Origin of the sequence: Methanomicrobium mobile BP, assembly GCF_000711215.1 — an archaeon.
In the GTDB taxonomy this organism is placed as follows: domain Archaea; phylum Halobacteriota; class Methanomicrobia; order Methanomicrobiales; family Methanomicrobiaceae; genus Methanomicrobium; species Methanomicrobium mobile.
The window spans coordinates 130,372-155,509 of sequence record NZ_JOMF01000006.1; the positions used below are offsets into that span (position 1 = coordinate 130,372).

Here is a 25,138-nt window from a genome sequence, read left to right on the forward strand (position 1 = left end):
ACCCGTTGTCGGACATTCGGAAGGGATTATTTTATCCGAGTTTTTTTCGGCAAACGAAGCATTTTTTGAGATTTTTAACTTTTTTTGCTACTGACAAACCCCATCCGTAACACTCCGTGTGACTGAAAAACGGGATCATTGAAAAAAATCACTGCGCTTTCGTAAAATCTTCCTTTTTTACAGATTTTATCATTGAGATTATTACTGAAATCAAAATTTTTTCATGATACGCCGATAAGTTAACGGGATCGATTGCAGGGTCCGGTTAATGCAATCCGTTAATATGATCCTTTAATGTGTTAATGAATCCGTTAATGGATCCGTTAATCGGATCCGTCAAAAAGAACAGGATAAGAAATTGATGAGATGACGGATCCGATTCGATCAATGAATGATCATGATATGGGGCAATGTCATGATCAATGATCCGAGCAATGTCGCGATCCGGCGTTCAACGGTTGAAGACTGACGGAGTTATAACAATCAGTAATATTCGTACTCGGCGGTCTTCAGAAGACCTTTTCCGCGGTTGGCAACATCGCCTTTGAATACCGAGAAGGTCCTGCCGTCTATTACCTCTTCGCCCTCGTAGGAGAAGGCGGGCGGCATCTGATAGGCTTTTCCGTGTATCTCGGCAACTCCGTCCTTCATGTTTCCGCAGGGACGCACGCAGTCGCCGTAGACCACGAATCTGCCGCCTTTCATGTCGACGCCCGCCATGTCGCCGCATGAGCCGTGAATTATGAGTTCGCCGCCGGCAAGACATTCGCCGCAGTAGTCACCCGCATTGCCCATTACCTCGAGGACGCCGCCTTTCATACCCGTCTTTACACCGCGGTATCCGGCACCGCAGTAATGCGAGGCATTCCCGTGGCAGAGGATTTTGCCGCCCTTCATCTCACGCCCGAGCCAGCCGTCGGCGCATCCCTTTATCTCGATGAAGCCTCCGGTCATGAAATTGCCGCAGTGCATCCCGATATCGCCCTCGACCGTTATCCTGCCGCCGTCCATATACTCGCCCACGCGTTTCACCGTCTTGAGCGATTCGCCGTTCAGGATTATCTCCACATCTTCGGCACTCTGCGCATCTCCCGTTACTTCGGTATCAAAGAAATCGGTCAGAAGAATCTCGCGGTTGCCCTCCCAGACGGTGAGTTGCCCGTAGCTGTCGTCGACGAAGTTCTTCGGCACTATACACTCGGCTTCCACGGATATATTCGGTGTCTCGCGTTCCTTTATTGTAAGTCTGACGGTTCTCATAACGATTATCTTTCAGTTTGATTACGATCCTAAAAAACCTTACCACAACTTGCCGGCACCCACCTTAAAGCCCGAACAGACCCGATACACCCCGGCAACATTACCAAATCTTATATTCAAACCTCGCCATAAAATATAATTATGGCTGAAGATGAGCTGATGGCGGCATTCTTCCTCTCCGAACTTCACCAGAAATATGAGGAGAATGTCACGGAATTAAAACACATAAGGGAGATTGTCGAAGGCATAAAGGAAGATGCCTCAAAACTCAAGGGGCTTTCGGGGACAGATCTCGATGATGCTGCGGACGGTCTCGAGGCTACCGCGGGCAGCGTTGCTCAGCGCATTAAGGATGTCGAGGCTTTCCTTGATTTCTATCTTAAGGACAAGAACTCGGTCGGCGTCGTTCTTCTCGAGAGAGATGCATACATGAAGATTAACCAGATACTGCGCTGGAACAAGGCGGATGTGCGTGAACTCAAGCGCTGGATTAACGATCTCAAGGAGATCTGCGTGAAGCTTAACCGCAACCCGCACGATCTCATGAGTTTCAGAAGACTGCCGAGCATTGAGATGCCCGAGGTCGCAATCAAGTATCCTGCATGGGCGATGGACAAGAACGGATACTGTATCGTGGGTCCCGAGTATGACGAGATCATGCATATAGACGAGGTCATGGATGCTATGGAAGACGGAACGAATCCCTTCCCCGTTCATCCCGTAAGCACCCATCTGGCATAAACACATCCGGCATAATTCCGTCGGGAATGTCATTCAAGACATTCAAAACCACATTATTCAAAATCACATTATTCAAAACCACATTTTTTCCGCGGCATCTCGCCGCAGATTTTCGTTTTCGGCAATCACTGATTTTCAGGAATCACAAATTTTCAGTAATCACCAATTCTCAGTAATCACTAAATATCTGTAAGTCTTACTTTTCGGGAATGATTCAAAAAATCCGCCTTTACGGGGATCCCGTTCTTTTCGAGAGCTGTGATACGGTTGAGTCAATCGGCGACAGTGAGAAGGCGATACTGGAAGATATGTGGGATACCATGCTTCACAATAACTGCGTTGGTCTCTCCGCACCGCAGATTGGAGTGAAAAAGCGGCTTTTCGTCGTGAACGCCGGCGGAGTATCCATCCGCGGTGCAAATCCCGAAGTTCTGAGCGAGGGCGTAATGTCCGAGGATACCGAAGGAAGCCCCTGCATCCCGGGGATTCATCGTCCGATAAGACGCCCGAAGAAGATTGTCTGCCGCTATCTTGACGAGAGCGGCGAGACCGTGGAACGCGAACTCAAAGGGCTTGCGGCACGGGCATTCCTGCACGAGAAGGATCACCATGACGGCATCATGTTCATAGATCACCTCAAACCCTTCCAGAGAAAACTCATTCAGAAAGATCTCGATAAAATAAGCGAATCGGCAAAAAATAATGAGTAATAATTCGATTGAATAAAATGGGTCGGATTATTCGATAATCCTCTTTTCGCCGGCAATCGCCGCGTCATATCCGCCAATGCCGCTAAGGCGTTCTTTATAGGCGTCGGATGAGATGACATCGATGAGCGTCTGTATCCTCTTATCCGAGATCTCGCTATCTCTTATTGCAATCTCGTAGCGTGCCTTTGCAATGCCGGCAAACTCAAGCCCGCAGGATTTTGCTATGCTGCACGGCACGAAACAGCATTCGCTTCTGCCGTTTACGACCGAGACCGCCGCCGCCATCTCGCCCGCGAATATTATATCCGAGCGCTTAAGCGTGTCGGATTCGGCATCCTTTCCGCAAAGACCTTTCTCTGCAAGAAGTCTTCTCAATATCAGCTCGGACTCGGAGTCCTTAGGCTGTGAGGCGAAGAGGATCCCGCCTGCGGCAAGCGACTTCAGTGTCTCTTCCGCGGTCATCGATCTCCGCATCGCAAAGCCGTATTCTATTCCGGCGGCGGCAATAAGGTGAACACGTGCCTCGGGCAGGTAGCGTTTTACCGCCGCCGTGTTGTAGTCGCCGTCGGGACCGAGGGCATGAAGCGGCGCACAGTGACAGATATCCTTCTTCAGAGCGATGACGCCGCCCATGTTGCCGGAATTGTAGATATGAAGAATTACGCCCTTCTCTCTGAGCAGTTCGGAGAGAGCGCCGAGCGCCGGGTCGGTCATTCCGATTACGAGAAGAGAGCGGTCGGCATACTCCTGCGGCTGTGTGAGGCAGACGCTTACGCTCTCTCCCGCGGAATATCCTTCAAGCGGTGCGGGAATGCGCAGATATGCATTGGATTTCAGAGTCGCGGTCTGCACGCCCGCACCCCGCGACTGCTGTGCCGCATAATAGACATCGCCTTTTTTGGCGACGGAGAGAAGGACGAACTCGTCGAATCCGACATTGGACGAGAGATCGGCCGTGAGAACGGCGTCGGTTCTGCCGCAGTCAAATCCCGTGTATCCCCATGAATCCAGAAGCGGGCCCACTACCTCGCGAAGAACAACCTGCGCCGAGATTGGATAACCCGGGAGTCCGATTATCGGTTTATTATTGATTCTGCCCAGAATCATCGGCTTACCCGGCATTATTCCGATACCGTGGAAGATAAGTTCGCCGAGCTCTGCGATGACGCTGCCGGTGAAGTCTTTTGTTCCGGCGGACGAGCCCGCGGATACGATCACGACATCGTTCTCCTCGACCGCTTTTTGAATGGCGGCACGAATCAGATCGGGTTCGTCCGGCGTCATCGGATAGATTTTCGGAACCACGTGCCGCTCTTTGAGCCAGATTGCCGCCATCGGTATATTGCTCTCGACGACCTGTCCGGGTTTCGGTGTCTCGCCTATCTTAATGAGTTCGCTGCCGGTGGGAATCAGCCCCGCCGTGACTTTATGCACGGCAATTTCCGAGAAACCGTAGGTTCCGAGGGCGCCGCAGTCAAACGGACGTATCCTGTGACCCGCGGGTATGACAAGGTCGCCTTTCTTTATGTCCTCACCCGCGGCTCTTACATTCTGCCAGGGTCTTGCGGCCTTCCTTATGAGAAAACCGTCTCCGTCCGCCCATGTATCCTCAATCATTATGACGGCATCGTATTCGGGCAGGACGTGGTTGCCGGTGTTGACGCGGAGATAATTAGTTATCTTTACCGGCGACTGCTCGGTTGCCCCCACGGTGTCCGCACTCTTTACGGCAATGCCGTCCATTGCGGATACGTTTGCGGGCGGCACCGAATAGCCCGCACGAAGCGACTCCGCAGATATTCTGCCGCAGGCGTCGAGAAGCGGGACGGTCTCGCGGTTATTCGGACCGTCGGGTCTCACGAAAGAAGAACGCATTGCGGCGACCGCCTCATCCAGACTTATCTGATTGAGGTAGCGGGTAACCTTGGGTTTTTTGGAGCTGTTGACGTCTGCCGCCTTACCGTCTACCACATGAACACCTCGACAAACTCTCCCGCTTCAAGCCCTTCGCAACCTGCGGGAATTTTAACGACGCCGTCGCTCTCGACTATGGTATTCAAAAGACCCGACTTACCGAAGAGCGGCTCGGCAAGTCCGTCCTCCGTGATGCGGACGCGGACATACTCCTCGCGCCCTTTCTCCGAGGCGATATTGGTCAGGAGCTTTGCGCTCTTCAAAGTCGCGGTATCCTTCTCAAGACCGCATAATCTTCTCAGCATATGCCTTACGAGCACGGAGAGGACCATGTAGGTCGCGGCAGGGTGACCGGGTATGCCCACTATCGGAGTCTCGCCTATCTTTCCGATGATGGTCGGCTTTCCGGGTGCAAGCGCAATGCCGTGCACGAGGACGTCGCCGACGCCGTAGATTGCCTGTGCGGTCACGTCCTTCAAGTCCTTGGAACTGCCGCCGGAGACAAGGATAAGGTCGCATTTGTCCTTCGCTTCTCTCAGAAGCGCTTTCATCTCCTCGCAGTCGTCGCGGACAACACCCAGACGCCGCGGAATGCACCCGTATTTCTTCGCAAACGCCGAACAGAGATAGCTGTTGACATCGCGGATCTGACCTATCTCGGGGACGGTGTCGACATCGACGATCTCGATGCCGGTGGAGATTATTCCGATTACGGGCTTTCTCTTTACCGGCACCTGCGCATAACCGATGGCGGCAAGCGCACCTATATCCGAAGCCGTAAGAACTTTTCCCGCCTTATAGACGACGCTGTCCTTCCTGAAGTCTTCGCCGGCATAGATGACGTTTTCGCCGTGGGCAACGGGGCGCTTTACGAGGATGTCGCCCGCGACCTCGTCGGTATACTCAAGCATGACGACCGCATCGGCGCCGGCGGGCATTCTGCCGCCGGTGGGGATATTCAGGCATTCCCCTTTTACTATACTCCTGTCCTCGCCGACACCCATGGGTATCCTGCCGGCAAGCCTGAGCATGACGGGCATGGAATCGGTTGCCGTCACGGTATCGGCGGCAATCACGGCATATCCGTCCTTCCAGGATTTGTTAAATCCCGGAATGTCTATGTCGGATACGGCATCCTCAGCAAGTATTCGTCCGTATGCATCCTCAAGACCCACGGTCTCGGAATCGACAACGGGCACAATACCCTCCGCAATCTTCACTGCTTCGCTGACCGCGATAACTTTCAGAAAATTTCCGCTCAATTTTTTGTCTCCGTTTTTCGTAATTATTGTTGTTTTACGGCATTTTTGTTGATTTAATAATGATATTGTTTCTTAAAATATTGATTGTTAACTGAATTTGAATTGAGTTTTAATTGAGTCTTAATTGAGTTTTAATTGATTATTAATTGATTTTCAATTGAATTATTCATGAATGGGATTGTTCATGAATGGATTGTCCATAATGAGATTATTGATGAATGGGACTATTCGTGAATTTTCAGTCAGTTCCGACTACTCAAGCTGCCCCAAGTTAGCCGAAACTGTCCTGAAATACTCAAAATGTAAAAAGCGTTACTTAAAACATCCGAGCTGACACTGTCTTATCTTTATACCGCGTGTATTGCAGAATTTTCCGATATCTTCGACCGGAATATCGTTCTTCTTTGCAATCGACAATGCCTGTTCGCATGTGATTACTTCCCCGATACCCTCTTTCTTTAAAAGATCCGCAATCTTGTCTTTATACTCAGCATTCATAACCAGTATTGATTTACAAAATATTAGAGTTTATCGAATGACGTGAACTTACGGCATACTTACGGTACAATATAAAACACGGTAAAACACGGACAAAATTTCAGAACATGGTCTAAAAATGAAAACGGAAAAACGGGAATACGGCAGTATCAGACAAATACCTGAACCGCCGTTGCCTTAAACGTTATCGTAACTTCGTCGCCGACCTTAAGATCGAGCCTTGAAATACTCTGTCTCGTTATCGCCGCCGCCAGCGTTATTCCGATATCCGCATAGACGTAGGCGTAAGAGCCGTTATCCTCTATCGAGGTAATTCTGCCGCGGAACGCGTTGGCGGCACTGGATTGGAACTTTTCACGCGAGATGATCAGTTCTTCGGGTCTTATACCCACACTTACCGTTCCCGAGAGCGTGGTAACGGCACGAACCCTCACGCCCGCTATATCGACGCAGACCGTGCCACCGTTCTCTACGAGGACTTCGCCGCGGAACAGGTTCAAATTCTCGGCAAATGACGAGACGAAACCGTGTGACGGGTTATGAATTACCTCTTCGGGCGATCCGGCGGCTACGATCTTACCGTTATCTATGACCGCCATACTGTCGGCAACGGCAAGAGCGTCCACTATGGAATGCGTCACTATGATGCAGGGAATACCTTCGGTGCGTATCACGGACGCAAGTTCGCGGCGCATCTGCTCCTGAGTGCGGACATCCAGAGCCGCGAGAGGCTCGTCCAGAAGAAGAAGACCGGGTCTGGGTGCAATAGCGCGTGCAAGAGCCGTTCTCTGACGCTGACCGCCGGAAAGCCTTGTCACGCGTTCGTTCATGATGCCCTCTATGCCCATTCTCTCGCAGAGTTCACGAACGCGTTCATCGATCTCCTCCTGCGGCATCTTCCTTGCCTTAAGACCGTAGGCAATATTCTCTGCCACGGTCATATGCGGAAAGAGTGCGTAATTCTGGAACATATATCCGATATTTCTGTCTTCGGGTGCAACGAAGACACCCTGTTCGATATCGCAGAGCACCCTGCCGTTCAGGACGATTCTGCCCGATGCGGGTCGGATAAGCCCCGAAAGAATCTTCAGAACCGTTGATTTGCCGGCACCGTTCTCCCCTATGAGCGCCAGAGTCTTTCCGTCCCCTACATTGAGTTCGCCGACATCGAGAGTGAAATCGCGAAGAACGGATTTGAAAGAAGATTTCAGCATCAGCTCTCACCCCTGCCAGAGATGTATTTTACGGTCAGAATCACGCTGAACGAGAAGACCACAAGCACAATCGCAAGTGCGACGGCGACATTCATATCGCTCTGCATTGTCGTGTATATCGCGAGCGGCATCGTCTGAGTCGTTCCCTGAAAGTTGCCGGCAAACATGAGAGTCGCACCGAACTCTCCGAGAGCTCTTGCAAAGGTCATGATTATGCCCGACAGAAGAGCGCTTGCGGCAATCGGGAGCGTTATCCTGAAGAATGTCCCGGCAGGACCCTCCCCCAGCGTCCTCGATGCCGATTCGTAATCCCTGTCGACAGCCTCAAAACTCGAGCGTGCCTGACGGATGTAAAACGGCGATGACACGAAGATCTGCGATATGATTACCGCCAGCGTCGTAAACGGCAGGTATATCCCGAATATGCCCAGAGACTGACCGACCAGACCGTTTCTTCCGAACGCAATCAGGAGCGCAAGACCCGCGACCGTGGGCGGCAGAACAATCGGAAGATCGGTGAGGGTATCGACGATATTGCGTCCGCGGTATGCCACCCTTGCATTGACGTATGCCAGCGGCGTTCCCAAAATGACCACAATCACCGTGCTTATCGATGCCGTCACGGCACTCAGCCAGAGTGCATCAAGAGCCGCGGGGCTCATTATTGCGGTGACAAAATCCGCAGGCGTGACACGCGTGAACAACGCCGCAAGCGGAATCGTAATGAAGAACAGGAAACCGAATATCAGAATGCCGGCTATAACCGCGGTAAGCGTCCTGCCTGCACCGGTCTTCTGTATCGAACAGGTATTCATTTTTAACTCCGATCGGGACCGCAAAAATGCCGACCCGTGATTCATGGCATAATGAAACTTAATGCAACTAATGTAAACCTGATGCAATCTTAATGCAAACGGTTTGCAGTTATATTATGCCGAAAATAAGATTTGGTTTTTTGGTTTTGTGATTATGCCACGTCAAAACCGTACTCTTTGAGAACCGCGGTTCCCTTATCGCCGGTGAGGTATGCTTCAAAGAGCTTTACCGCATCTTTGTCCGCATTTGCCTTGAGGATTCCATACGGGTAGCTTGCAATCACATTGTATTTGTCGGGGATCTCAATCAGTGTGATATCCTTCCTGTCGGCTTTGCTGATATCCGACTTATAGACGATGGAACCGTCGGCTTCGCCGAGAACCAGAACCGGCTTGATTTTATCGACGGCGTCAACCTCGGAGACCACGTTCTTCATGAATGCATCGACATATCCCTCATTGCCGTCATCCTGATATTTACCGATGATGTCACGTGTGTACTGACCGAACGGCACGTCTTTGTTGCCGATTACAAGTAGTGTTCCCTCTTTGGAGAGATCGCCGAGTTCCTTGATGCCTGCTTTGTTTTCGGCAGGAACGGCGATTGCAAGTTTGTTGGTTAAAAGAACTTTCTTCTCGGTAATCAGACCCGCATCCTTAATGGGATCGAACTGCTTGTCGTTTGCCGAGATAAAGATATCAACGTCGGCACCTTCCTGAATCTGCGTCTTTAAGGTCTGACTTCCGGCAAAGTTCGTAATTACCTTGATATTCTTATTCTCTTCCATGAATTTATTGACAATATCGGTAAGCGCACCTTTAAGCGATGCGGCTGCAAAGACCGTTATCTCGACGGGTTCTTCCGTAACGACCGTAACCGTTTTTTCGGCAGTACCTGCGGTTCCGGTATTTCCTGACGGTGTGGCGGTGTATCCTGCGGCGAATGCAGACAGAACAATACCGAATACCAGTGCCGCAATCAACAGAACATTTTTACGACTCATAATATCACCAGTAAATATCACATTTATCCGATATAATACCGACTGAATAAGTTAAGCATATGTAGTTTACAAAATACCGCGCGTCAGAGAGTGACGTATATACACACGCGAGAGTGCCGCAAAATTCACAGCGTGATGCAATCACTAAAAGGACACATTTAGAGATGAAAACGATATGCGGGCAGCAGCAAACGGCAGTATGAAATTGTTAATTACATTAAGTTAACACATTCGTTAAAAAACCGTCCCTTTTTTAAACAGGATCGCCAAAACTCAATCATGCAAAGATCAATTCTGTCTGTAATGTCGGCAATGCTTCTTTTGCTTGCTCTGACAATGTTTGCCGGATGCACGGGAACGACACCTTCCGCACCGTCCGCAACCGATTCCGCCGATGAAAAAATCTTCGTCTACTCCGGCGCCGGCTTAAAAGGTCCGATGTCCGAGATAGGCAAGCTCTTTACCGAGAAATACGGCAACGAGGTCGAATTCACGTTTGCGGGTTCGGGTGTGCTGATCTCGCAGATGAAGACGACAAACCTCGGCGATGTCTTCATACCCGGAGGTCAGCCGGATTATCAGTCGGCAGTCGATCAGGGACTTGTTCAGCCAAACCCGCAGCTTGTAGCCTACCACGTCCCCGTAATCGCGGTACCCAAGGGCAATCCGAAAGAGATTAAGGACGTAACCGACCTTGCAAAGAGCGGAATGCGTGTGGCACTCGGCGATGCGAACGCAACCGCTATCGGAAAGGCGGGCGTAAAGATCTTCACGAAAGCGGGAATCCTTGACGATGTCGAGAAGAACGTCGTTATGCGCGGCGCAACCATCAACGAGGTCGTAACCGCGCTTGCATCGGGCAATGCGGATGTCGCACTCCTTACGAAGGACAATGCAAAGGCGGATAAGTTTGACATAATCGAGATACCCGTATCGGACAACTCAATCCTAATAACGCCGATAGGCATCACGACCTTCACGAAGAATCCGACACTTGCGCAGAAGTTCGCTGACTTCACCGCATCGGACGAGGGTAAAGCCATTTTCAAGAAATACGGCTTCCCGCCCTATCCGGATCCGAAATACACGGCTTGAATGAACCTGAAGACTTCTAAGTCCGATTAATTGCGGTCAACGGTCAATGACTATCCGAACCAAACACCATTTTTCCCTGTTCAAACTGTTTTGCACAGGTACGGCTCTGGCGGCAGTACTCGGGCTTATCGTCATATTCTCGGGAATGGTTCTCTATCCGAGTTTCAACGACCTCATTGACTGTCTTTTATCCGAAGAGATACGGTTTGCAATAACGCTCTCAATGGTTACGGCACTTATCTCTACTTTTTTATGCGCAGTTATTGCAATCCCCGCCGCATACTCGATGACGCGTTTCGATTTCTTCGGCAAGGAAGCCGCAAATATTCTGCTTAACCTGCCGCTCTCCCTTCCGCCTCTCGTGGCGGGTATTGCGCTTCTCATATTCTTCTCACCGGTATTGTCGCCGTTCGGGAGTTTTCTGGCGTCAATCGGGATTAACATAGTCTATACGTCGGCGGCAATCGTCATTGCGCAGTTCTTTGTCAATACGCCGTATATGATACGGTCGCTCAGGTCTTCGTTTGCCATGGTAAACCCGCGCTACGAGCATACCGCACGCACTCTCGGATGCAGCGAATGGAACACCTTCGTTCAGGTGACGCTGCCGATGGCAAAGAGCGGACTTATCGCGGGCATCGTAATTACGTGGTCGAAGGCAATGGGCGAGTTCGGAGCCGTGCTCATGTTCGCCGGCGCCATCGCCATGAAGACCGAGACGCTTCCTATGGCGCTCTTCATCAACATGACCACGGGCGATATCGAGAAGTCGGTGGCGGCGGCGATCATACTTCTGGTTATCTCGGCAGTTGTCCTTGTTGTCGTCGAACACTTCGGAAAGGATAAAGGTGTTGAGTATGTCTAGTATGTCTGAGAAAGGGAATGCCGACCGCGGCGTATCCGAAAACTGCCTGACAATTGAGAATTTCTCGATTACTCTCGGCGATTTCAAAGCCGAGAACCTGAATCTGAAGGTGAATGCCGGCGAATACTGCATAATCATAGGTCCGACGGGAGCGGGAAAGACGATTCTTCTCGAGACCATCGCGGGTATACACCGCCTGAAGACGGGCAGGATTTACCTGCACGGCAGGGATATCACGGATATGCCTCCCGAACTTCGCGGCATCGGCATAGTCTATCAGGACTACATGCTCTTTCCGCATATGACAATCGGCGATAACATCGCATTCGGGCTTAAACAGCGTGGCGTAAGCAGGGAGGAACGCGTGAGAAAGACCGCAGAAATAGCGAATAAACTTGGTATAGGTCATCTTCTCGGGCGTTATCCGCAGACACTCTCCGGCGGCGAAAAACAGCGTGCGGCAATAGCACGTGCCGTAATCCTGCGCCCTAAAGTCCTGCTCCTCGACGAGCCGCTCTCGGCGCTTGACAATACCACACGCGAGAGTCTGCGCCGCGAACTGAAAAAACTGCATAATGAGATGCATACGACAATCATCCACATTACGCATCATTTTGAGGATATATACTCACTTGCCGACCGCGTCGTCGTAATGCGGGAGGGAAGCATAATACAGTGCGGCTCGGTCGATGAGGTTGTAAGAAAACCCGATTCGAGATTCATCGCCGATTTTACGGGCATGGAGAATGTCTTCAGCGGCATATGCACTCCCGCGGGCAACGAAGCCGCGGAGATAGATATTGACGGGCTGAAAATCTATGCGGTCTCCGAGAGAATCGGCGACGTCAACGTAGGCATCCGACCCGAAGAACTGATCATATCAAAGGAAAAACTGACATCTTCGGCACGCAACTCGGTCCGCGGGGAGGTCATTAAGATCACGGACAACGGCATATTCTCAAAGATTGCCGTTGCCGAAGAGATAAGCGGGACGGTTTTCACGGCGGCGCTCACAAAACAGAGCATAGAGAGCATGAATATCGGCATCGGTGATACCGTTTATCTTACCTTCAAGGCAACGGCGGTTCATGTATTCTGATTTTTTACAAACTTAAATTTCAAAAACAGATTGAAATGCCGCGGATACGGCATTATTATATCTTATTTGTGCGTCCTTTCCTTATCTCTGAGTCCCTTGGGAGTCGCGTTCCAGTTGAAGATATCGTCAAGGTGCTTGTCCTCGACCCAGCCGTTCTTTACCGTGACTTCATCCCTGTGATCGAACTTGTAGACATATGGTTTTATGTCGATTATCGGAGTGCCGTTTAATATGTCAACGCCGCCGATCTTAAGGACGTTCTTCCTCTCTTCATCCCTGCCGAGAAGGGTGACTATAGAGAAACCTATTGGGTTGGGGCGGTTAAAGTGGCGTATGGCAAAGATACCTTTCGCATTGCCGCCGTCAAGGAAGGGCTCGCGGACGAGCTGAACGCCCGTTGCCCTGTCGAAGTGATAGAGAAGAATCAGGTGCGAGAAGTTTTCGATATTTTGCAGACCCAGGACGTATTCGTCATAGAGCACGATTTCGCCGACGGAATCGTTGAAAACGCCCTGTATGGGCGTGTTATCCTGTATTGTATGCTCGGATCGCACTATGCCTATGGGATGATAGACTATGTCTTTGCCCTTCCATGCCGAAAGTTTTTCGGCACCGTCATCGGGAAACTTTCCGTTTTTATTATCACTTGACTTTTCGCAATTATCCATAATATATCATTAACCGCAACCGTGAAATAATTATTCAATTATTCGCGGCAAATCGCAAAATTGCACGGTCAAAAATGCCTATTGGACAAATGCTAAATATGCGGACGTCCATTATCTGCATAACAAAGAGGTGTTCTATATGGACTTCTTCAGGAATATCCCGACTGTTTTACTGCTCTTACTGCTTCTCAGCGCTGCAACCGCAACCGCGACGGCGACAGCGGCGGCATCGCCGGCAACAGCTACGGACTCCGGTACCGATACGGGCGTAACTTTCCGGTATTTAGACCGCTACGCAGTCTGCTCGTTCTCATCCAACCCCTACGGCGCGGAGATCTACATCGACGGCAAACTCGCAGGCACGGAACCGATACTCAACCACTACCTTATCGCCGGCGAGCACACGGTCGCGATGTCAAAGACCGGCTATAAGACCGCGGAAAAGACCTTTACGGTCGCGGCCGGCGAACGGACGACAATCAGACTGAATCTTGAGGAGAAGAACAGCCCCATGGCATTTGTCTGCCTCTACTCATACCCCGCGGGCGCATCCGTGACGATGGACGGCAGATACATAGGAACAACGCCGATAAACAACCTGCCGGTCTTCTTCGGCATACACTCCATACAATACACGCTCGACGGATACGAGAGCGTCACATCCGCAATCGCGGCGGACACGGGAAAGGTATCCTCGCTCTCGGTTACGCTGACGCCGAAAGCCAACCGCGATCCCGTCTGCAACTTCATATCCGAACCTTCGGGAGCAACAATCTCCGTTGACGGAAAATACATCGGAACGACGCCGTTCAGAAGTTATCACATCGCGCCCGGGACGCATCGGATAAGATACTCCCTCTCCGGCTACAAAGACAGTTCCGAGACCTACAATGCCGTCTATGACTCGTCCGGCGACATCTTCATGACGCTTACGCCTCTCTCGGCGGCATAATCGGGAAAATAACGAAAATAATATAAAATAATGAAAAATAAAAATAATCCCAAATATAATTCTTTTTTGACCTAATCGAAATCGGGATGGGTCTCAATCCTGTAATTCTCGTGCATATAGCTCTCGCGGACGGGGTAGTTGCTGAGTTTTACCGAGTAATATCTCTCGAACTTCTTAATGAACTCGGGATCGTTCTCAAGTCTGTACTCGTCCGGTACCTGCGGATCGACCCAGTAAACCGTATTCCTGCCCTCGACAAGGCAGTTGCCGTTCCTGCAGACGATAAGACCCTTCTTTATCGTATACTCGGTCTGAGAGAGCGCTTTGATAACCTTCTCATACTCGACCGTCGGATCGATATCGCCGACTTTAACGGGGTAGATTGCGATGTCGGCATCGGCACCGACTCCGAGATGTCCTTTACCGAGACCTGTTACACCCAGCGCCTTCGCCTGCGCACTGCGGGTCATGACCGCAATGTCATACCAGTCAAGCTCGCGGTCAAGCGAGTGAAGAAGTGTCCTCTTCTCAGTATCCGGATGCGTGCGCGAAAGTTCCTCGTCCCTGTATTTGCGGCTCATCAAAAGCGCGGTTATCTCTGGGTATTTGACAAACGGCGCTCCGTTGGGGCTGTCCGTCGTCAGCATGCACTGCCACGGACTCTTGACCTGAAGCGCAAGTTCAAGACCGATAGCCCACATAATCGAGTTGACAAGATTCTTGCGGGAGTAAAACACCGGGATAATTCCCGACGCCGTCTCAAGCTCGACATCGTGATTGCTCCACTTATTATGATACATGCGGTAGAGATTGAACTCCATCGGACCGTCGGCGGTCATTGTGGTCGTCTTTCCGAACATCACCTGACCCATGTCTATGGCAACCTGCGGCTTGCGGTTGACCATCCACGCTATATCATCAGATTTCGAGCAGAGATCCGACCATTTCGAACCGCCGTATGAATGGAACTGAACATGCGTCAGATAAAGCGACTGGCGCTTATCGTTGAGATCCGGCGTCCTGTTCATAGTCTCCAGAGTGCACTTGTAATTACCGGGCTTGCCCAGATTATTGCAGTGCAGATGCACCGAGTGCGGAAGCTTCAGAAGCTCGTTAGCGCGGATCATATACTCTATGATCTCGGCGGGAGTGACGCCGAAATGGTCAACCTTCTGATGAATGCAGGAAACGTTCTTGCCGAACCCCCACATCTCCGAGCCGCCGGGGTTTGTGAGCTTAAGACCGAAACCTTTCACCGCCGAAAGTGTCCACGCAACAACGGCGGCGGCTTTCTTCAGGTCGCCCTCGGCAATAGCCTCCATCACCGACCAGTTGCCGTCAAAGAGCGTATTCGCCATGGTGTCGTGAAGGGTCATGTGCCTGAACTCTTCGTGGGTATGCCTTGCCTCCATAGGCGCCATCGCACCCTCAAGGATGGTCGTATACCCCATAGCACTGTAACGGTAATTATTGGCGTAGACCGTCGGCACACTGTAACCCGAGACGGCATGCATATGCGGCTGGGCACGACCGCGTCCCGCACGCATATCTTCGGGACTCATGTAGCGCCCGAAATTAACCTTGGTTCCGCAGATATGGGTATGCGAATCGATACCTCCTGGAAGCGTGAGATGACCTTTTGCATCGACAACGACGGCACGGGAACCGACCGACTCGACGATTTTGCCGTCTTTCACGGTGATATCGCGGATTTCCCCGTTAACGCCGTTAACAGGGTCGATAACGTATGCGTTTCTGATCAGCAGTTCATTCATTTTCTTGCCTCCCACTCCGCGGACTGTGCCTTAATCTTGTCCTCGGACTTCACAATGCCTTTCTTCCTGGCGATTATATCATAGATTCTCGTAAGAATCTCCTCGTCGTTGGGCTGGGTCGGTTCAAGGACCTTCTTTACCCATAGCGGAATCGAATCGAGACGGTATGCCGTCCCTTCGGCGTCGATACCGCAGATTGCCACGGGTATCTGCACGTTTGCCGTCGCCGTGCTCATGCTCGGGAACGGGTCGATGACCACGCAGGGTATCTTCGAGAGCGCCTCATTGCACTTTCTGGGCAGATGCGCCCCAGGATCGCTGCCGATAATTATACAGGCGTCAACCTCGCCGCGAAGGAGAAGGTCGACGGTCGAGGTCTCGCCCGGGTTGTAGAACGCCGTTCCGCGCGAGAAGTCCATCGCATACGGATATCCTCCCATATACGTGAATGTCTGATTCGTGCCGTATACGTTCCAGTGACCCCTCATCGGCGTCAGAGTAAACTTCGTATGCCTCGAGAGTTCATCGACAAGCTCGATGCCGTTGCGCACGTTCTTGTATTTCCCCGGCGACTCCGTAAGACCGATACCCGTGAAGAAGACGCCGAACTTCGCATTCATGCACATCTCGGCGACACGGATGAGCTGCGTCTTCTTTACCCCCGAAACCGTCTCGGGCACGACATCGCTTCTGCCGCGGACAATTGCGCGAAGTGCCGAGAAGACCGCATAATCGCCGCCGGGCTTTATCTTCACGAACTCGTCGGCATTCTTTGCGACATCCGTCTCCCTTATGTCGACGACAATCAGTTTCCTGTCGCGGAAAGCGTCTTTTAAGAAGAAACCGTCCGGATACATCGAATAGCGGCTCATATGCCGCGGATGCGACTCTATGGGATTAGAGCCCCAGTAAACGATGAGATCGGCACGGTTCTTTATCTGACCGAGCGTGCATCCCGGATGCCCCGCTTCCTGAATCGCCATGATTGACGGTCCGTGGCAGATTGAAGAGCAGTTATCAATGACGCCGCCTATCGCCTCGGCAATCGAGACGCCGACGCACTGGGCCTCGCCGTAGGTACCCGACCAGCCGAAGAGGAGCGGGCGCTTGGCTTTGAGGAGAATGTCGGCGGTATACTCTATCGCCTCATCGTAGGAGATATCCTTCCAGCCGTTTTCGGTGCGCATTATCGGTGCCTTCAGCCTCTCTTTTGCAAGGAATTTGCCGCTGCAAAGCGCACAGCCGTTATCGACGCCGACAATGTCGTTGTCCTTTATTGTCAGTTTTATATCGTCGCAGAGACACCCGCAGAGCGGACAGGTCACATCCTCGACAACGCAGTCGCCGTCGGGGGACTTCGTAAGAACGCCCGGATACGTATTGTCATATCTCAGACCGCCTTCGGACTCCAGAATTTCCCATGCCGAAAGAATGCGGTCGCCCTCCTCTGCGGGAACGACATCGACATCCAGCCATTTGTAGTCCGGCGCTCCCGTCCCGTGAGTATGCGAGTGCAGAATCGAGTTTGCGTGCGGACCGCAGGGAATAAAGACCATGCCCTGCTGAACGTCGCGGGTCTCCACGACCTTAAAGACCGTCTCTCCCTCGCAGCTCTTAATCCTTACAAGGTCGCCGTCGAAAACCCCGATCTCGACCAGATCAAGCGGATTTATGTAACAGAGCGATGTCTGTTCCGTATACTTGGGATTATCCTTATAATAGAGCTGCTCGCCCTGCCTGATTGTCCGACCGCTTGTGAATAACAGTTTCAATGCACTCCCTCCGTCTCAAATTGCCGCAGTTATTTCAAGAATATCTATGTATTTTATAGTTTTTAAGTTCACGCCGTTAACACTCCGGCATCCGCCGTATAATAACTCCCGACAACCGAATGTTCAGCACGGATAATTTATCAAGTTAACATTGAACTCTGACACCAAGTCGGATAAAGATTTCTTTTCTGTCATAATAATCCGTTATTAGGTTAACATGTAAAGCATGTAAAATTAAAAAATCAACATATCACAGCCCGTTTACAAAATCAACTTAACTACGTTGCCAAAAGCATTTTTTGGAGAGCCGACAATAGATAATTGATACTATGAAATACAGTGCAAGAAATGTATTCAAAGGTACGGTAAAAGAGATCAAGATCGGAGAAGTCATGGCGGAAGTCATCATCACACTCCCGGGCGGCTCGGAGATTGTCTCAACCGTTACAAAAGAATCGGTAGCAAACCTCGGACTCAAGAAGGGCTCGGATGCATACGCAATCATCAAAGCATCCAACGTCATTCTCGGAGCAGACTAAATCTAATCCTTTTTTTAGGGGCAAAGTCCCGCAACAAATCTTATCCGGAAAAACGCCGATCGGCATAATAACGGACAGACTAACCGACAGATTAACAGACAGATTAACAGGCAGACTGACTGACAAAAGAGCAGACAGATTGACAGACAAACATTAGAACAGATACGTAAATTAAGAATTCTGCCGGTGAGACATCCAGCCGACCGTGAAAAAAAAGTTATTTTTTGAGGTAAATGTTACCGTAGATGATCTCGCCCTTCCTCTTGGAGTGGCGCTCACCCAGGTCACCGATATAGTGTGCAAATGTTAATTTTTCGCCTTCGACCGCTTCAGCCTCGACATCGTCGACATACTTGAAGCCCGGCATCATGTATTTGATCTGACCGTAAACGTAGATATCTCCCTTGACCATCTGACCGCCGACACGCGACTCGACATTGCCTTTAATAACAACCGTTCCGCCCTCGCCGTGTGTGCAGACATGGAGGAATGCATCGCCGTCGATAATGATCTTGCCGCCTCTCATGAAGGTTGCAACATCGTTACCTGCATTTCCTTTGACGTGGATTAATCCGCCGGTCATGCCGCGCCAGTCACCGCGGTATGCACTGCCGAGGTAGTTCTGAGCATTACCCTCGACAATGAACTCTCCGCCTGCCATACCGATACCGCAGAATGAATCGACATTACCCTTTACGGTTACTTTGCCGCCCTTCATCCAGCCTGCCGTGTACATATCGCAGTCGCTCTCGACTATGATCTCGCCGGCAGTCATCTGCTGACCGATGCGCTTAATCTTCTTGCAGTTGCCCTTTACGATAATCTGGGTATCGGCAGCGGTTTCGCCGCCGTTACCGTCGATATCAAAGTACTCTCCGAGCTTGCCCTTGCGGTTACCCTCATGGCATTCGAGTCCTGCAATCTCATCAGCTGTCTTGCCTGCAAACGCGTCAGGTGTGACATTGTATGCCTCAAGATAGAGTTCATGAGTTCCTTTTGCTGTTAATGTAACTGTACTCATAGTTCACCTCAGTTGGTTGCATCGACCTCGATTGCACGCGGGTTGTGCATGTGCTCGTCAAATACCTTGTAGTTCTCGAGTCCTACGGAGTAGTACTTTGCGAACTTCTCGTGGATATCACGCTCGACAATTGCGTTCTCCTTAACCTTGACATCGGTCCAGACCGTGTACTTGGGTGTCGTAGCAATGACAACACCGTTCTCGACAACCATGACGCCGTCCTTGAACGTGTATGCGGTCTCCGAGAATGCCTTCTCGATAAGCTCCGGATCTTTGGGCATCTTCTCGGGGTTGATGTCGTAGATTGCAATGTTTGCGTTCGTTCCCTCTTTGAGTGAACCGTACATGTTGGAGATACCCATACACTTTGCGGGACCTGCACGGGTCATCTGTGCAATCTCGTAGAGTGAAAGCTCTCTGTCCATGGACTCGAGCTGGGTTGCCGCAATAACCTTCTCGGACCACTTGAACGAGTGGAGGAGGTCGTCACGTGCCTTCTTTGACATGAGCCATTTAATTACACGCGGGTAACGTGTGAACGGACCGGCGTTCGGGTGGTCGGTTGTCAGGTGGCATCTCATGTGGTCTTTTGCAAGGAGTGCAAGCTCAAGACCGATTGCCCACTGAATGTCGCAGACCTTGATGTTCTTGTCGTAGACATACGGAACGATACCGGCTGCTGTCTCAAGCTCGACATCGGTGTTTGCCCACTTCAGGTTGTTAAGTCTGTTGAGGTGGAACTCGAACGGACCGTCTGCGGTCATTGTCGTTGTCTCGTCAAGCGTAACGAAACCGACATCGAATGAGATGTTGTCGTGTGCATTGACGTAGTCCATGACCTTCTTTGATCCCGACTCGAAGTCTGCCCATGTTGTTCCGTCGTATGAGTGGAACTGGAGGTGAGTGTTGTGCAGGACAACATCGCGACCGAATTTGTTGTTCGGCTTGATACCCTCGGCAAGCTTGAGTGTGTCAAGTGTCGTGGTGTAGTTGCCCGGGTTTCCGAGGTTGTTGGGGTGGACGTGCAGACAGTGCGGCAGTCCGAGGAGCTCGTTGGTCTCCATCTGTCCCTTTACAATCTCCGCGGGTGTGATATCGAAGTACGGTACGGGGTCGTGAATTGTCGTACAGTTCATACCCCAGCCCCATGCTTCGGTTCCGCCTGGGTTGACGCACTTGATACCGAAACCTTTTGTGGCGTTAAGGAGCCATGCCGTGTATGCAGCGTTGTTCTCAAGCTCTCTGTTCTTTAAGTACTCGAGCTGGAACCAGTTGTTACCCATAACGGGCATTGCCGCGATATCGACGATAGGTGTATCTCTGATCTCTTCGTGAACGTGAGGTGCGTGAAGAGGAGGCATTGCCGCTTCGTTAAGGAAGCTGTATCCCATACGTGCGTATGCATATCCGGTTGCGAATGTGCTCGGCACCGAGAATCCCATCTCGACTCTTGTGTTTCCGACCTTTGTGCGGCTTCTGAAGAGTTTATCCTCAGGGCGCATTAAGCGTCCGACATTGACCTTTGGTCCGACACAGTGTGTGTGAATATCGACACCGCCGGCCATAACGGTCTTACCCGATGCATCGATTGTCTTTCCGCCTTTAACTTCGGAAGCTTCGACGATCTTGCCGTCTTTGATACCGATATCTTTTTTGTCGCCTTTGATTCCTGTAAGAGGGTCAAATACGAATCCGTTTTTGATAATGTAATCGCTCATATGAATCCTTCTCCCTCCAGCTCAACCATGCGTTCATAGACCGCATCAAGGAACTCTTCATCTGACGGGACACCCGCAGGTGCGTCAACGACTTTTCTGTACTGAATCGGGACGTTATCCATACGATATACAATACCGCCGTCATCGACACCGCAGATCTTTACGGGGACGTGAAGGTCGGAGATCTCGCTTGCCATGTTGCGGCTCGGGTCGATTGTGATGAACGGGTGCTTCTTTAAGTGCTGTACTGCGGGAATCGGGAAGTGTGCTCCTGCATCGGTTCCGATGTTGATGAATGCATCAATCTCGTCACGCATTGCAAGATCGACCGAACTGGTCTCTCCCGGGTTCATGTGAACCATTGTCTTCTTTGTCAGGTCGAGACAGTACGGGAATCCGAACTGCCATGACCAGACCGCTCCGGGACCTGTGATGTTGTAGTGTCCGCGCATTGCCATGATTGTACACTTTGTGAACTCGTTGAGGTCGCGTGTAAGCGAGATGGCAATATCGATGTTGTGGTTGCGTCCGTCGGAGTGGCAGAGACCCATACCGTAGAAGAAGTTGCAGAAACGTGCGTTCTTCATTACTTCGGCTACTTCGAGGATGGTCTCTTTCGGGATGTTTGCGACTACGTCGGGGATATCGTCGGCGTGTCCGTGGCAGACCATACGGAATGCATCGAACAGCTCGTAGTCGTGTCCCTGCCTGACCTGCAGGTAGTAGTCGGCAACACGTCCGGTATCAGTGAATCTCGGGTCGATTACAATGACTGTCCTGGACTTGTGTCCCTTACCGGTGAAGAAACCGCGGGGGAAGATTGCATATCTCGACATGTGACGCGGGTGTGCGTGTGCCGGGTTTGATCCCCAGTAGACGATTACGTCTGCACGGTTCTTGACTTCACCGAGCGTACAGGACGGGTATCCGTTATCGAAGATTGCAAGGAATGAACTTCCGTGACAGATTGAAGCACAGTTGTCGAGACAGCCGCCGGCTCTCTCCATGACACGTGCCGCTGCAGCGTGACCTTCGCAGTTTGTTGAACCGAATCCGTACATCAACGGTTTCTTTGCTTTGAGGAGTGTCTTTGCTGTAAAGTCGATTGCCTCTTTAAAGCTGACATCCTTCATTGTGCCATCGGGCTGGCGCATGCGTGGAAGTTTGATACGTCCGTCGTGGTCTCCGCCGTGCATAAAGATCTGTGTTCCGATTGCACATACGTTCTTGACCTCCAGGACTCTCTTTCCGTCATCGGAAACAGTTACCTCTACATCGTCACAGCAGGCACCACAGTATGGACATCCTACGTTTTTGATTACTTTCGGCATTTAAATCACTCGTTACCTTCTTTCCAAAGACCTACAGCACCCTGAACACACTCAAGAGCTGACTTGATGCGCTCAAACGGTGCGGGTTCAATATATACGGGGAAACCGCTGTACTGCGGTTCGCCCGTTGACTGTGTTCTCGGCGGAACAACCTGATTTGCCCAGACACCCTGACGGATGTGGCAAAGTCCTCTGTAACATGTCTGACGTGCGACAACGGCTTTTACGATTACTTCGCCGCTCTCGCTTGTTACTTTTACATTGGTGTTAGGGGTGATACCAAGTGCCTTGATATCGTCCTCATTCATCTCAACGAGAGAACATGCTTCAAAGTATTCCTTGGAAGGTTTTCCAATCTCCATTGCAATACCTTCCTCAATGGAACGCTGGGTTATCATGTTCAATAATATCTTTGCCATATTCTCAATTCACCTGTTAAATGGGCTTGGACCAAGTTCTTTTATTGTGTTAATGACGTCGTTCATGACAACTCCCCACTTTGCACCCTCGGATGCCGAGACGAATGTCATTCTGAGTCTCTTATCGTTAACACCTATGTTCTTCAGGACATTCTTCATGAGGAACATGCGTTTTGCGCATTTGTAGTTGCCCTCAAGATAGTGGCAGTCACCAAAGTGACAGCCCGATACCAGTACACCGTCTGCTCCGTCGTTGAATGCCTTCATTATGAAGAGGGGATCGACACGACCCGTACACATTACACGTATTGCACGAATGTCGGGGGGATACTGAATACGGGCACCGCCAGCAAGATCGGCACCGGCATATGAACACCAGTTACAGATGATTGCTACAATTTTAGGGTTCCATCCTTCATCTGCCATTACTGTTCACCTCCGAGTCCGCCAAGAAGAAATGCATCAATCTGAGCGCAGATCTGGGGACTGGTGAAGTGCTGCATCTTGATTGCGCCACCCGGACAATATCCGCCGCAGGTACCGCAGCCTTTACATTTTGCTTCGGTTACTGTCATAACCTGTCTGCCATCGTCAAGTGACTTCAGTGAAAGCGCCTTGTACGGACACTGGGGAATACACATTCCGCATCCTGCACAGAGCGACTCGACACACTGTGCGAAGTAAGGCTCAAGCTCTACTTCACCCTTGTGGATCGGGATACTTGCAGCGGATGCCGCTCCTTCGGCCTGACCGACCGTGTCGGGGATATCTTTCGGTCCCTGACAGACACCGGCAAGGAAGATACCTGCAGTTGTGGTGCCGCACGGGTTCAGCTTCGGGTGAGCTTCAAGGTACCATCCGTCCTGCGACTTGGAGATACCGAACATCTGACGAATGTGCTCGGCGTCTGCCTTGGGTTTGATAGCCGCCGCAAGGACAACAATGTCACACTCTACTGTAACAGGTCTGCCTAAGAGTGTGTCCTCTGCCTTTACATAGATATTCTTTGTGACAGGGTCTTCCTGCAGTGATGCTACGCGACCGCGGATGAACTTTGCACCCTCGTTCTGGATACGGTAGTAGAACTCCTCGTACATCTTACCGAATGACCTGATATCCATGTAGAATATGTAAGGTACACAGCCCGGAATCTTTTCCATGACCTGGTGAGCGTGCTTGAGCGAGTACATACAACAGAATCTCGAACAGTAGGGCTTTGAAGAACCGCCTGTGTTGTCACGCGATCCCGCACAGAGTACGAAACCGACTTTCATCGGTGTTACACCGTCGGACGGGCGGATTAAGTGACCGCCGGTAGGTCCTGATGCACAGATTAAGCGCTCGAACTCGAGACCGGTGATGACGTTCTCGTATCTCTTGTAACCCCATTCGGTCTTGTCTTCGATCGGGATTAAATCGTAACCTGTTGCGAGGATTACACAACCGACTTTAACCTTCTCGAACGTGTCAACCATGTCGAGGTCGATTGCAGCCTTCTCGGGTCCGCAGATCTCTTTACAGAGTCCGCACTTTACACATGCATCGAAGTCGATTGTGTACTGGAGAGGTACAACCTGCGGGTGGTAAATGTAGATTGCCTTTCTCGGAGCCATTCCGAACTCGAACGGGTTGGGCTTGATTACGGGACAGACCGATGTACAGTCACCGCAACCGTTACAGCCGGAGCCTTTGAGGCCTGCAGCTTCCATCTCGGCAGCGTTTCTGGTTCCGCGTGCTTTTCTTCTGAGCGTAATCTCGAAGTTTCCGATGTAACCTTCAACGGACTCGACTTCGGTGTAGCTCTTGAGGATGATGTTGGGGTGACGTCCGGCATCCACCATCTTCGGTGATAAGATACACTGCGAACAGTCGAGTGTCGGGAAGGTCTTATCGAGCTGTGACATTCTGCCGCCGATACTGGGGGTCTGCTCGATGAGGTATGTCTTGATACCTGCGCTTGCAAGATCGAGTGATGCCTGAATACCTCCGACACCGCCTCCGACGACCATTGCCGCGTGCTCTACGGGTACGCTCTTGGGTGTAAGGTCTTCGAGGAGTCTTGCTTTCGCAACCGCGATTCTGACCTGATCTTTTGCCTTTGCCGTTGCACCGTCCCAGTCGTGCATGTGAACCCATGAGTTCTGGTCACGGATGTTTGCCATCTCGAAGCGGAACTCGTTGAGTCCTCCTTCTCTGGTTGCAATCCTGAATGTCGGCTCGTGCAGACGGGGCGTACATGCCGCAACTACAACGCCTGTGAGTTTGTGCTCGGCGATTGCCTCTTTGATCATGGTCTGACCAGGGGTCGAACACATGTACTGGTAATCTTTTGCAACGATTACATTGGGGAGGGTCTGAGCATACTTTACGACATCGGCAACAGAGAGTGAACCTGCAATGTTGGTACCGCAGTGGCAAATAAACACTCCAATTCTTGGGGTCTGATCTTCTACCATTTTTTTCATC

23 protein-coding genes are annotated in these 25,138 nt (G+C 51.1%); 7 read left to right on the plus strand and 16 right to left on the minus strand.

What is annotated here, in order from left to right; all coding sequences use genetic code 11:
- Positions 1 to 483: 483 nt before the first annotated feature.
- Positions 484 to 1,260, minus strand: a complete 777-nt coding sequence (locus tag T502_RS04705) for a formylmethanofuran dehydrogenase subunit C (RefSeq protein WP_042705998.1) — start codon at positions 1,258 to 1,260, stop codon at positions 484 to 486.
- A 141-nt stretch (positions 1,261 to 1,401) separates the two neighbouring features.
- Here T502_RS04705 and T502_RS04710 point away from each other — a divergent pair, with 141 nt between their 5' ends.
- The gene (locus T502_RS04710) at positions 1,402 to 2,001 is read left to right on the plus strand and encodes a hypothetical protein (protein ID WP_157197468.1); all 600 of its coding nucleotides are present in this window, start codon (positions 1,402 to 1,404) and stop codon (positions 1,999 to 2,001) included.
- 209 nt (positions 2,002 to 2,210) lie between these two features.
- Complete coding sequence (locus tag T502_RS04715) at positions 2,211 to 2,711, plus strand: peptide deformylase (RefSeq protein WP_042706000.1); 501 nt, start codon at positions 2,211 to 2,213, stop codon at positions 2,709 to 2,711.
- A 27-nt stretch (positions 2,712 to 2,738) separates the two neighbouring features.
- Here the strand turns inward: T502_RS04715 and T502_RS04720 are convergent, their stop codons facing one another.
- From T502_RS04720 to modA (T502_RS04745), 6 genes are all read right to left on the minus strand, one after another.
- Entirely contained in the window at positions 2,739 to 4,682 is a 1,944-nt protein-coding gene (locus tag T502_RS04720; protein ID WP_052359163.1) for a substrate-binding domain-containing protein, read from the minus strand.
- Complete coding sequence (locus tag T502_RS04725; RefSeq protein ID WP_042706001.1) at positions 4,676 to 5,887, minus strand: molybdopterin molybdotransferase MoeA; 1,212 nt, start codon at positions 5,885 to 5,887, stop codon at positions 4,676 to 4,678. Before T502_RS04725 ends, T502_RS04720 begins: the two co-directional genes overlap by 7 nt.
- Before the next feature lie 312 nt (positions 5,888 to 6,199).
- The gene (locus T502_RS04730) at positions 6,200 to 6,385 is read right to left on the minus strand and encodes a hypothetical protein (RefSeq protein WP_042706002.1); all 186 of its coding nucleotides are present in this window, start codon (positions 6,383 to 6,385) and stop codon (positions 6,200 to 6,202) included.
- 149 nt (positions 6,386 to 6,534) lie between these two features.
- Positions 6,535 to 7,599 carry an ABC transporter ATP-binding protein gene (locus tag T502_RS04735; protein WP_042706003.1) on the minus strand — a complete coding sequence of 355 codons (1,065 nt, stop codon included), beginning with the start codon at positions 7,597 to 7,599 and terminating at the stop codon, positions 6,535 to 6,537.
- Positions 7,599 to 8,414, minus strand: a complete 816-nt coding sequence (locus tag T502_RS04740; protein ID WP_052359164.1) for an ABC transporter permease — start codon at positions 8,412 to 8,414, stop codon at positions 7,599 to 7,601. The genes T502_RS04735 and T502_RS04740 overlap by 1 nt, the downstream gene beginning before the upstream one ends.
- A 152-nt stretch (positions 8,415 to 8,566) precedes the next feature.
- On the minus strand, positions 8,567 to 9,418 hold the full coding sequence (gene modA / locus T502_RS04745) for a molybdate ABC transporter substrate-binding protein (protein WP_084173042.1): 852 nt from the start codon (positions 9,416 to 9,418) through the stop codon (positions 8,567 to 8,569).
- 279 nt (positions 9,419 to 9,697) lie between these two features.
- On the opposite strand from modA (T502_RS04745), the gene modA (T502_RS04750) reads away from it, so the two are divergent.
- The 3 genes from modA (T502_RS04750) to T502_RS04760 are packed head-to-tail and all read left to right on the plus strand — an operon-like array spanning position 9,698 to position 12,477.
- The gene (modA, locus tag T502_RS04750) at positions 9,698 to 10,513 is read left to right on the plus strand and encodes a molybdate ABC transporter substrate-binding protein (RefSeq protein ID WP_042706004.1); all 816 of its coding nucleotides are present in this window, start codon (positions 9,698 to 9,700) and stop codon (positions 10,511 to 10,513) included.
- 46 nt (positions 10,514 to 10,559) lie between these two features.
- Positions 10,560 to 11,378, plus strand: a complete 819-nt coding sequence (locus T502_RS04755) for an ABC transporter permease (RefSeq protein WP_042706005.1) — start codon at positions 10,560 to 10,562, stop codon at positions 11,376 to 11,378.
- Positions 11,371 to 12,477, plus strand: coding sequence for an ATP-binding cassette domain-containing protein (locus T502_RS04760; protein ID WP_245597762.1), 1,107 nt, complete (start codon positions 11,371 to 11,373; stop codon positions 12,475 to 12,477). Before T502_RS04755 ends, T502_RS04760 begins: the two co-directional genes overlap by 8 nt.
- Before the next feature lie 62 nt (positions 12,478 to 12,539).
- Here T502_RS04760 and tsaA read toward each other — a convergent pair whose 3' ends face one another.
- The gene (gene tsaA, locus T502_RS04765; protein WP_084173044.1) at positions 12,540 to 13,145 is read right to left on the minus strand and encodes a tRNA (N6-threonylcarbamoyladenosine(37)-N6)-methyltransferase TrmO; all 606 of its coding nucleotides are present in this window, start codon (positions 13,143 to 13,145) and stop codon (positions 12,540 to 12,542) included.
- Positions 13,146 to 13,284: 139 nt separating this feature from the next.
- On the opposite strand from tsaA, the gene T502_RS04770 reads away from it, so the two are divergent.
- Positions 13,285 to 14,097, plus strand: a complete 813-nt coding sequence (locus tag T502_RS04770) for a PEGA domain-containing protein (protein ID WP_042706006.1) — start codon at positions 13,285 to 13,287, stop codon at positions 14,095 to 14,097.
- A gap of 71 nt (positions 14,098 to 14,168) precedes the next feature.
- Here the strand turns inward: T502_RS04770 and T502_RS04775 are convergent, their stop codons facing one another.
- Complete coding sequence (locus T502_RS04775; protein ID WP_042706007.1) at positions 14,169 to 15,872, minus strand: formylmethanofuran dehydrogenase subunit A; 1,704 nt, start codon at positions 15,870 to 15,872, stop codon at positions 14,169 to 14,171.
- On the minus strand, positions 15,869 to 17,644 hold the full coding sequence (locus tag T502_RS04780) for a formylmethanofuran dehydrogenase subunit B (protein ID WP_084173046.1): 1,776 nt from the start codon (positions 17,642 to 17,644) through the stop codon (positions 15,869 to 15,871). Before T502_RS04780 ends, T502_RS04775 begins: the two co-directional genes overlap by 4 nt.
- Positions 17,645 to 17,973: 329 nt before the next feature.
- On the opposite strand from T502_RS04780, the gene T502_RS04785 reads away from it, so the two are divergent.
- Positions 17,974 to 18,183: a TOBE domain-containing protein gene (locus tag T502_RS04785; protein WP_042706008.1), complete on the plus strand. Its 210-nt coding sequence runs from the start codon at positions 17,974 to 17,976 to the stop codon at positions 18,181 to 18,183.
- Positions 18,184 to 18,400: 217 nt separating this feature from the next.
- On the opposite strand, the gene T502_RS04790 is transcribed toward T502_RS04785, so the two are convergent.
- The 6 genes from T502_RS04790 to T502_RS04815 are packed head-to-tail and all read right to left on the minus strand — an operon-like array spanning position 18,401 to position 25,128.
- Positions 18,401 to 19,204 (minus strand): formylmethanofuran dehydrogenase subunit C, encoded by an 804-nt coding sequence (locus T502_RS04790; protein ID WP_042706009.1) that lies wholly within the window; start codon positions 19,202 to 19,204, stop codon positions 18,401 to 18,403.
- An 8-nt stretch (positions 19,205 to 19,212) separates the two neighbouring features.
- Positions 19,213 to 20,922, minus strand: a complete 1,710-nt coding sequence (locus T502_RS04795) for a formylmethanofuran dehydrogenase subunit A (protein WP_042706010.1) — start codon at positions 20,920 to 20,922, stop codon at positions 19,213 to 19,215.
- Positions 20,919 to 22,253, minus strand: coding sequence for a formylmethanofuran dehydrogenase subunit B (locus T502_RS04800; RefSeq protein ID WP_042706011.1), 1,335 nt, complete (start codon positions 22,251 to 22,253; stop codon positions 20,919 to 20,921). Before T502_RS04800 ends, T502_RS04795 begins: the two co-directional genes overlap by 4 nt.
- A 5-nt stretch (positions 22,254 to 22,258) precedes the next feature.
- Complete coding sequence (locus T502_RS04805; protein ID WP_042706012.1) at positions 22,259 to 22,672, minus strand: molybdopterin dinucleotide binding domain-containing protein; 414 nt, start codon at positions 22,670 to 22,672, stop codon at positions 22,259 to 22,261.
- 9 nt (positions 22,673 to 22,681) lie between these two features.
- A complete protein-coding gene (locus T502_RS04810; RefSeq protein WP_042706013.1) occupies positions 22,682 to 23,098 on the minus strand; it encodes a hydrogenase iron-sulfur subunit in 417 nt (138 codons plus the stop codon).
- A complete protein-coding gene (locus tag T502_RS04815; RefSeq protein WP_042706180.1) occupies positions 23,098 to 25,128 on the minus strand; it encodes a CoB--CoM heterodisulfide reductase iron-sulfur subunit A family protein in 2,031 nt (676 codons plus the stop codon). The genes T502_RS04810 and T502_RS04815 overlap by 1 nt, the downstream gene beginning before the upstream one ends.
- Between the last annotated feature and the right edge of the window lie 10 nt (positions 25,129 to 25,138).

Bases quoted from the DNA above. Each gene is read 5' to 3' on its own strand.
- T502_RS04740 (WP_052359164.1), bottom strand. From the start codon at position 8,414: ATGAATACCTGTTCGATACAGAAGACCGGTGCAGGCAGGACGCTTACC.
- modA (WP_042706004.1), top strand. From the start codon at position 9,698: ATGCAAAGATCAATTCTGTCTGTAATGTCGGCAATGCTTCTTTTGCTT.
- T502_RS04735 (WP_042706003.1), bottom strand. From the start codon at position 7,599: ATGCTGAAATCTTCTTTCAAATCCGTTCTTCGCGATTTCACTCTCGAT.
- T502_RS04805 (WP_042706012.1), bottom strand. From the start codon at position 22,672: ATGGCAAAGATATTATTGAACATGATAACCCAGCGTTCCATTGAGGAA.
- T502_RS04775 (WP_042706007.1), bottom strand. From the start codon at position 15,872: ATGAATGAACTGCTGATCAGAAACGCATACGTTATCGACCCTGTTAAC.
- T502_RS04785 (WP_042706008.1), top strand. From the start codon at position 17,974: ATGAAATACAGTGCAAGAAATGTATTCAAAGGTACGGTAAAAGAGATC.
- T502_RS04760 (WP_245597762.1), top strand. From the start codon at position 11,371: ATGTCTAGTATGTCTGAGAAAGGGAATGCCGACCGCGGCGTATCCGAA.
- T502_RS04770 (WP_042706006.1), top strand. From the start codon at position 13,285: ATGGACTTCTTCAGGAATATCCCGACTGTTTTACTGCTCTTACTGCTT.
- T502_RS04810 (WP_042706013.1), bottom strand. From the start codon at position 23,098: ATGGCAGATGAAGGATGGAACCCTAAAATTGTAGCAATCATCTGTAAC.
- T502_RS04730 (WP_042706002.1), bottom strand. From the start codon at position 6,385: ATGAATGCTGAGTATAAAGACAAGATTGCGGATCTTTTAAAGAAAGAG.
- modA (WP_084173042.1), bottom strand. From the start codon at position 9,418: ATGAGTCGTAAAAATGTTCTGTTGATTGCGGCACTGGTATTCGGTATT.
- T502_RS04710 (WP_157197468.1), top strand. From the start codon at position 1,402: ATGGCTGAAGATGAGCTGATGGCGGCATTCTTCCTCTCCGAACTTCAC.
- T502_RS04705 (WP_042705998.1), bottom strand. From the start codon at position 1,260: ATGAGAACCGTCAGACTTACAATAAAGGAACGCGAGACACCGAATATA.
- T502_RS04800 (WP_042706011.1), bottom strand. From the start codon at position 22,253: ATGCCGAAAGTAATCAAAAACGTAGGATGTCCATACTGTGGTGCCTGC.
- T502_RS04795 (WP_042706010.1), bottom strand. From the start codon at position 20,922: ATGAGCGATTACATTATCAAAAACGGATTCGTATTTGACCCTCTTACA.
- T502_RS04815 (WP_042706180.1), bottom strand. From the start codon at position 25,128: ATGGTAGAAGATCAGACCCCAAGAATTGGAGTGTTTATTTGCCACTGC.
- T502_RS04790 (WP_042706009.1), bottom strand. From the start codon at position 19,204: ATGAGTACAGTTACATTAACAGCAAAAGGAACTCATGAACTCTATCTT.
- tsaA (WP_084173044.1), bottom strand. From the start codon at position 13,145: ATGGATAATTGCGAAAAGTCAAGTGATAATAAAAACGGAAAGTTTCCC.
- T502_RS04755 (WP_042706005.1), top strand. From the start codon at position 10,560: ATGACTATCCGAACCAAACACCATTTTTCCCTGTTCAAACTGTTTTGC.
- T502_RS04715 (WP_042706000.1), top strand. From the start codon at position 2,211: ATGATTCAAAAAATCCGCCTTTACGGGGATCCCGTTCTTTTCGAGAGC.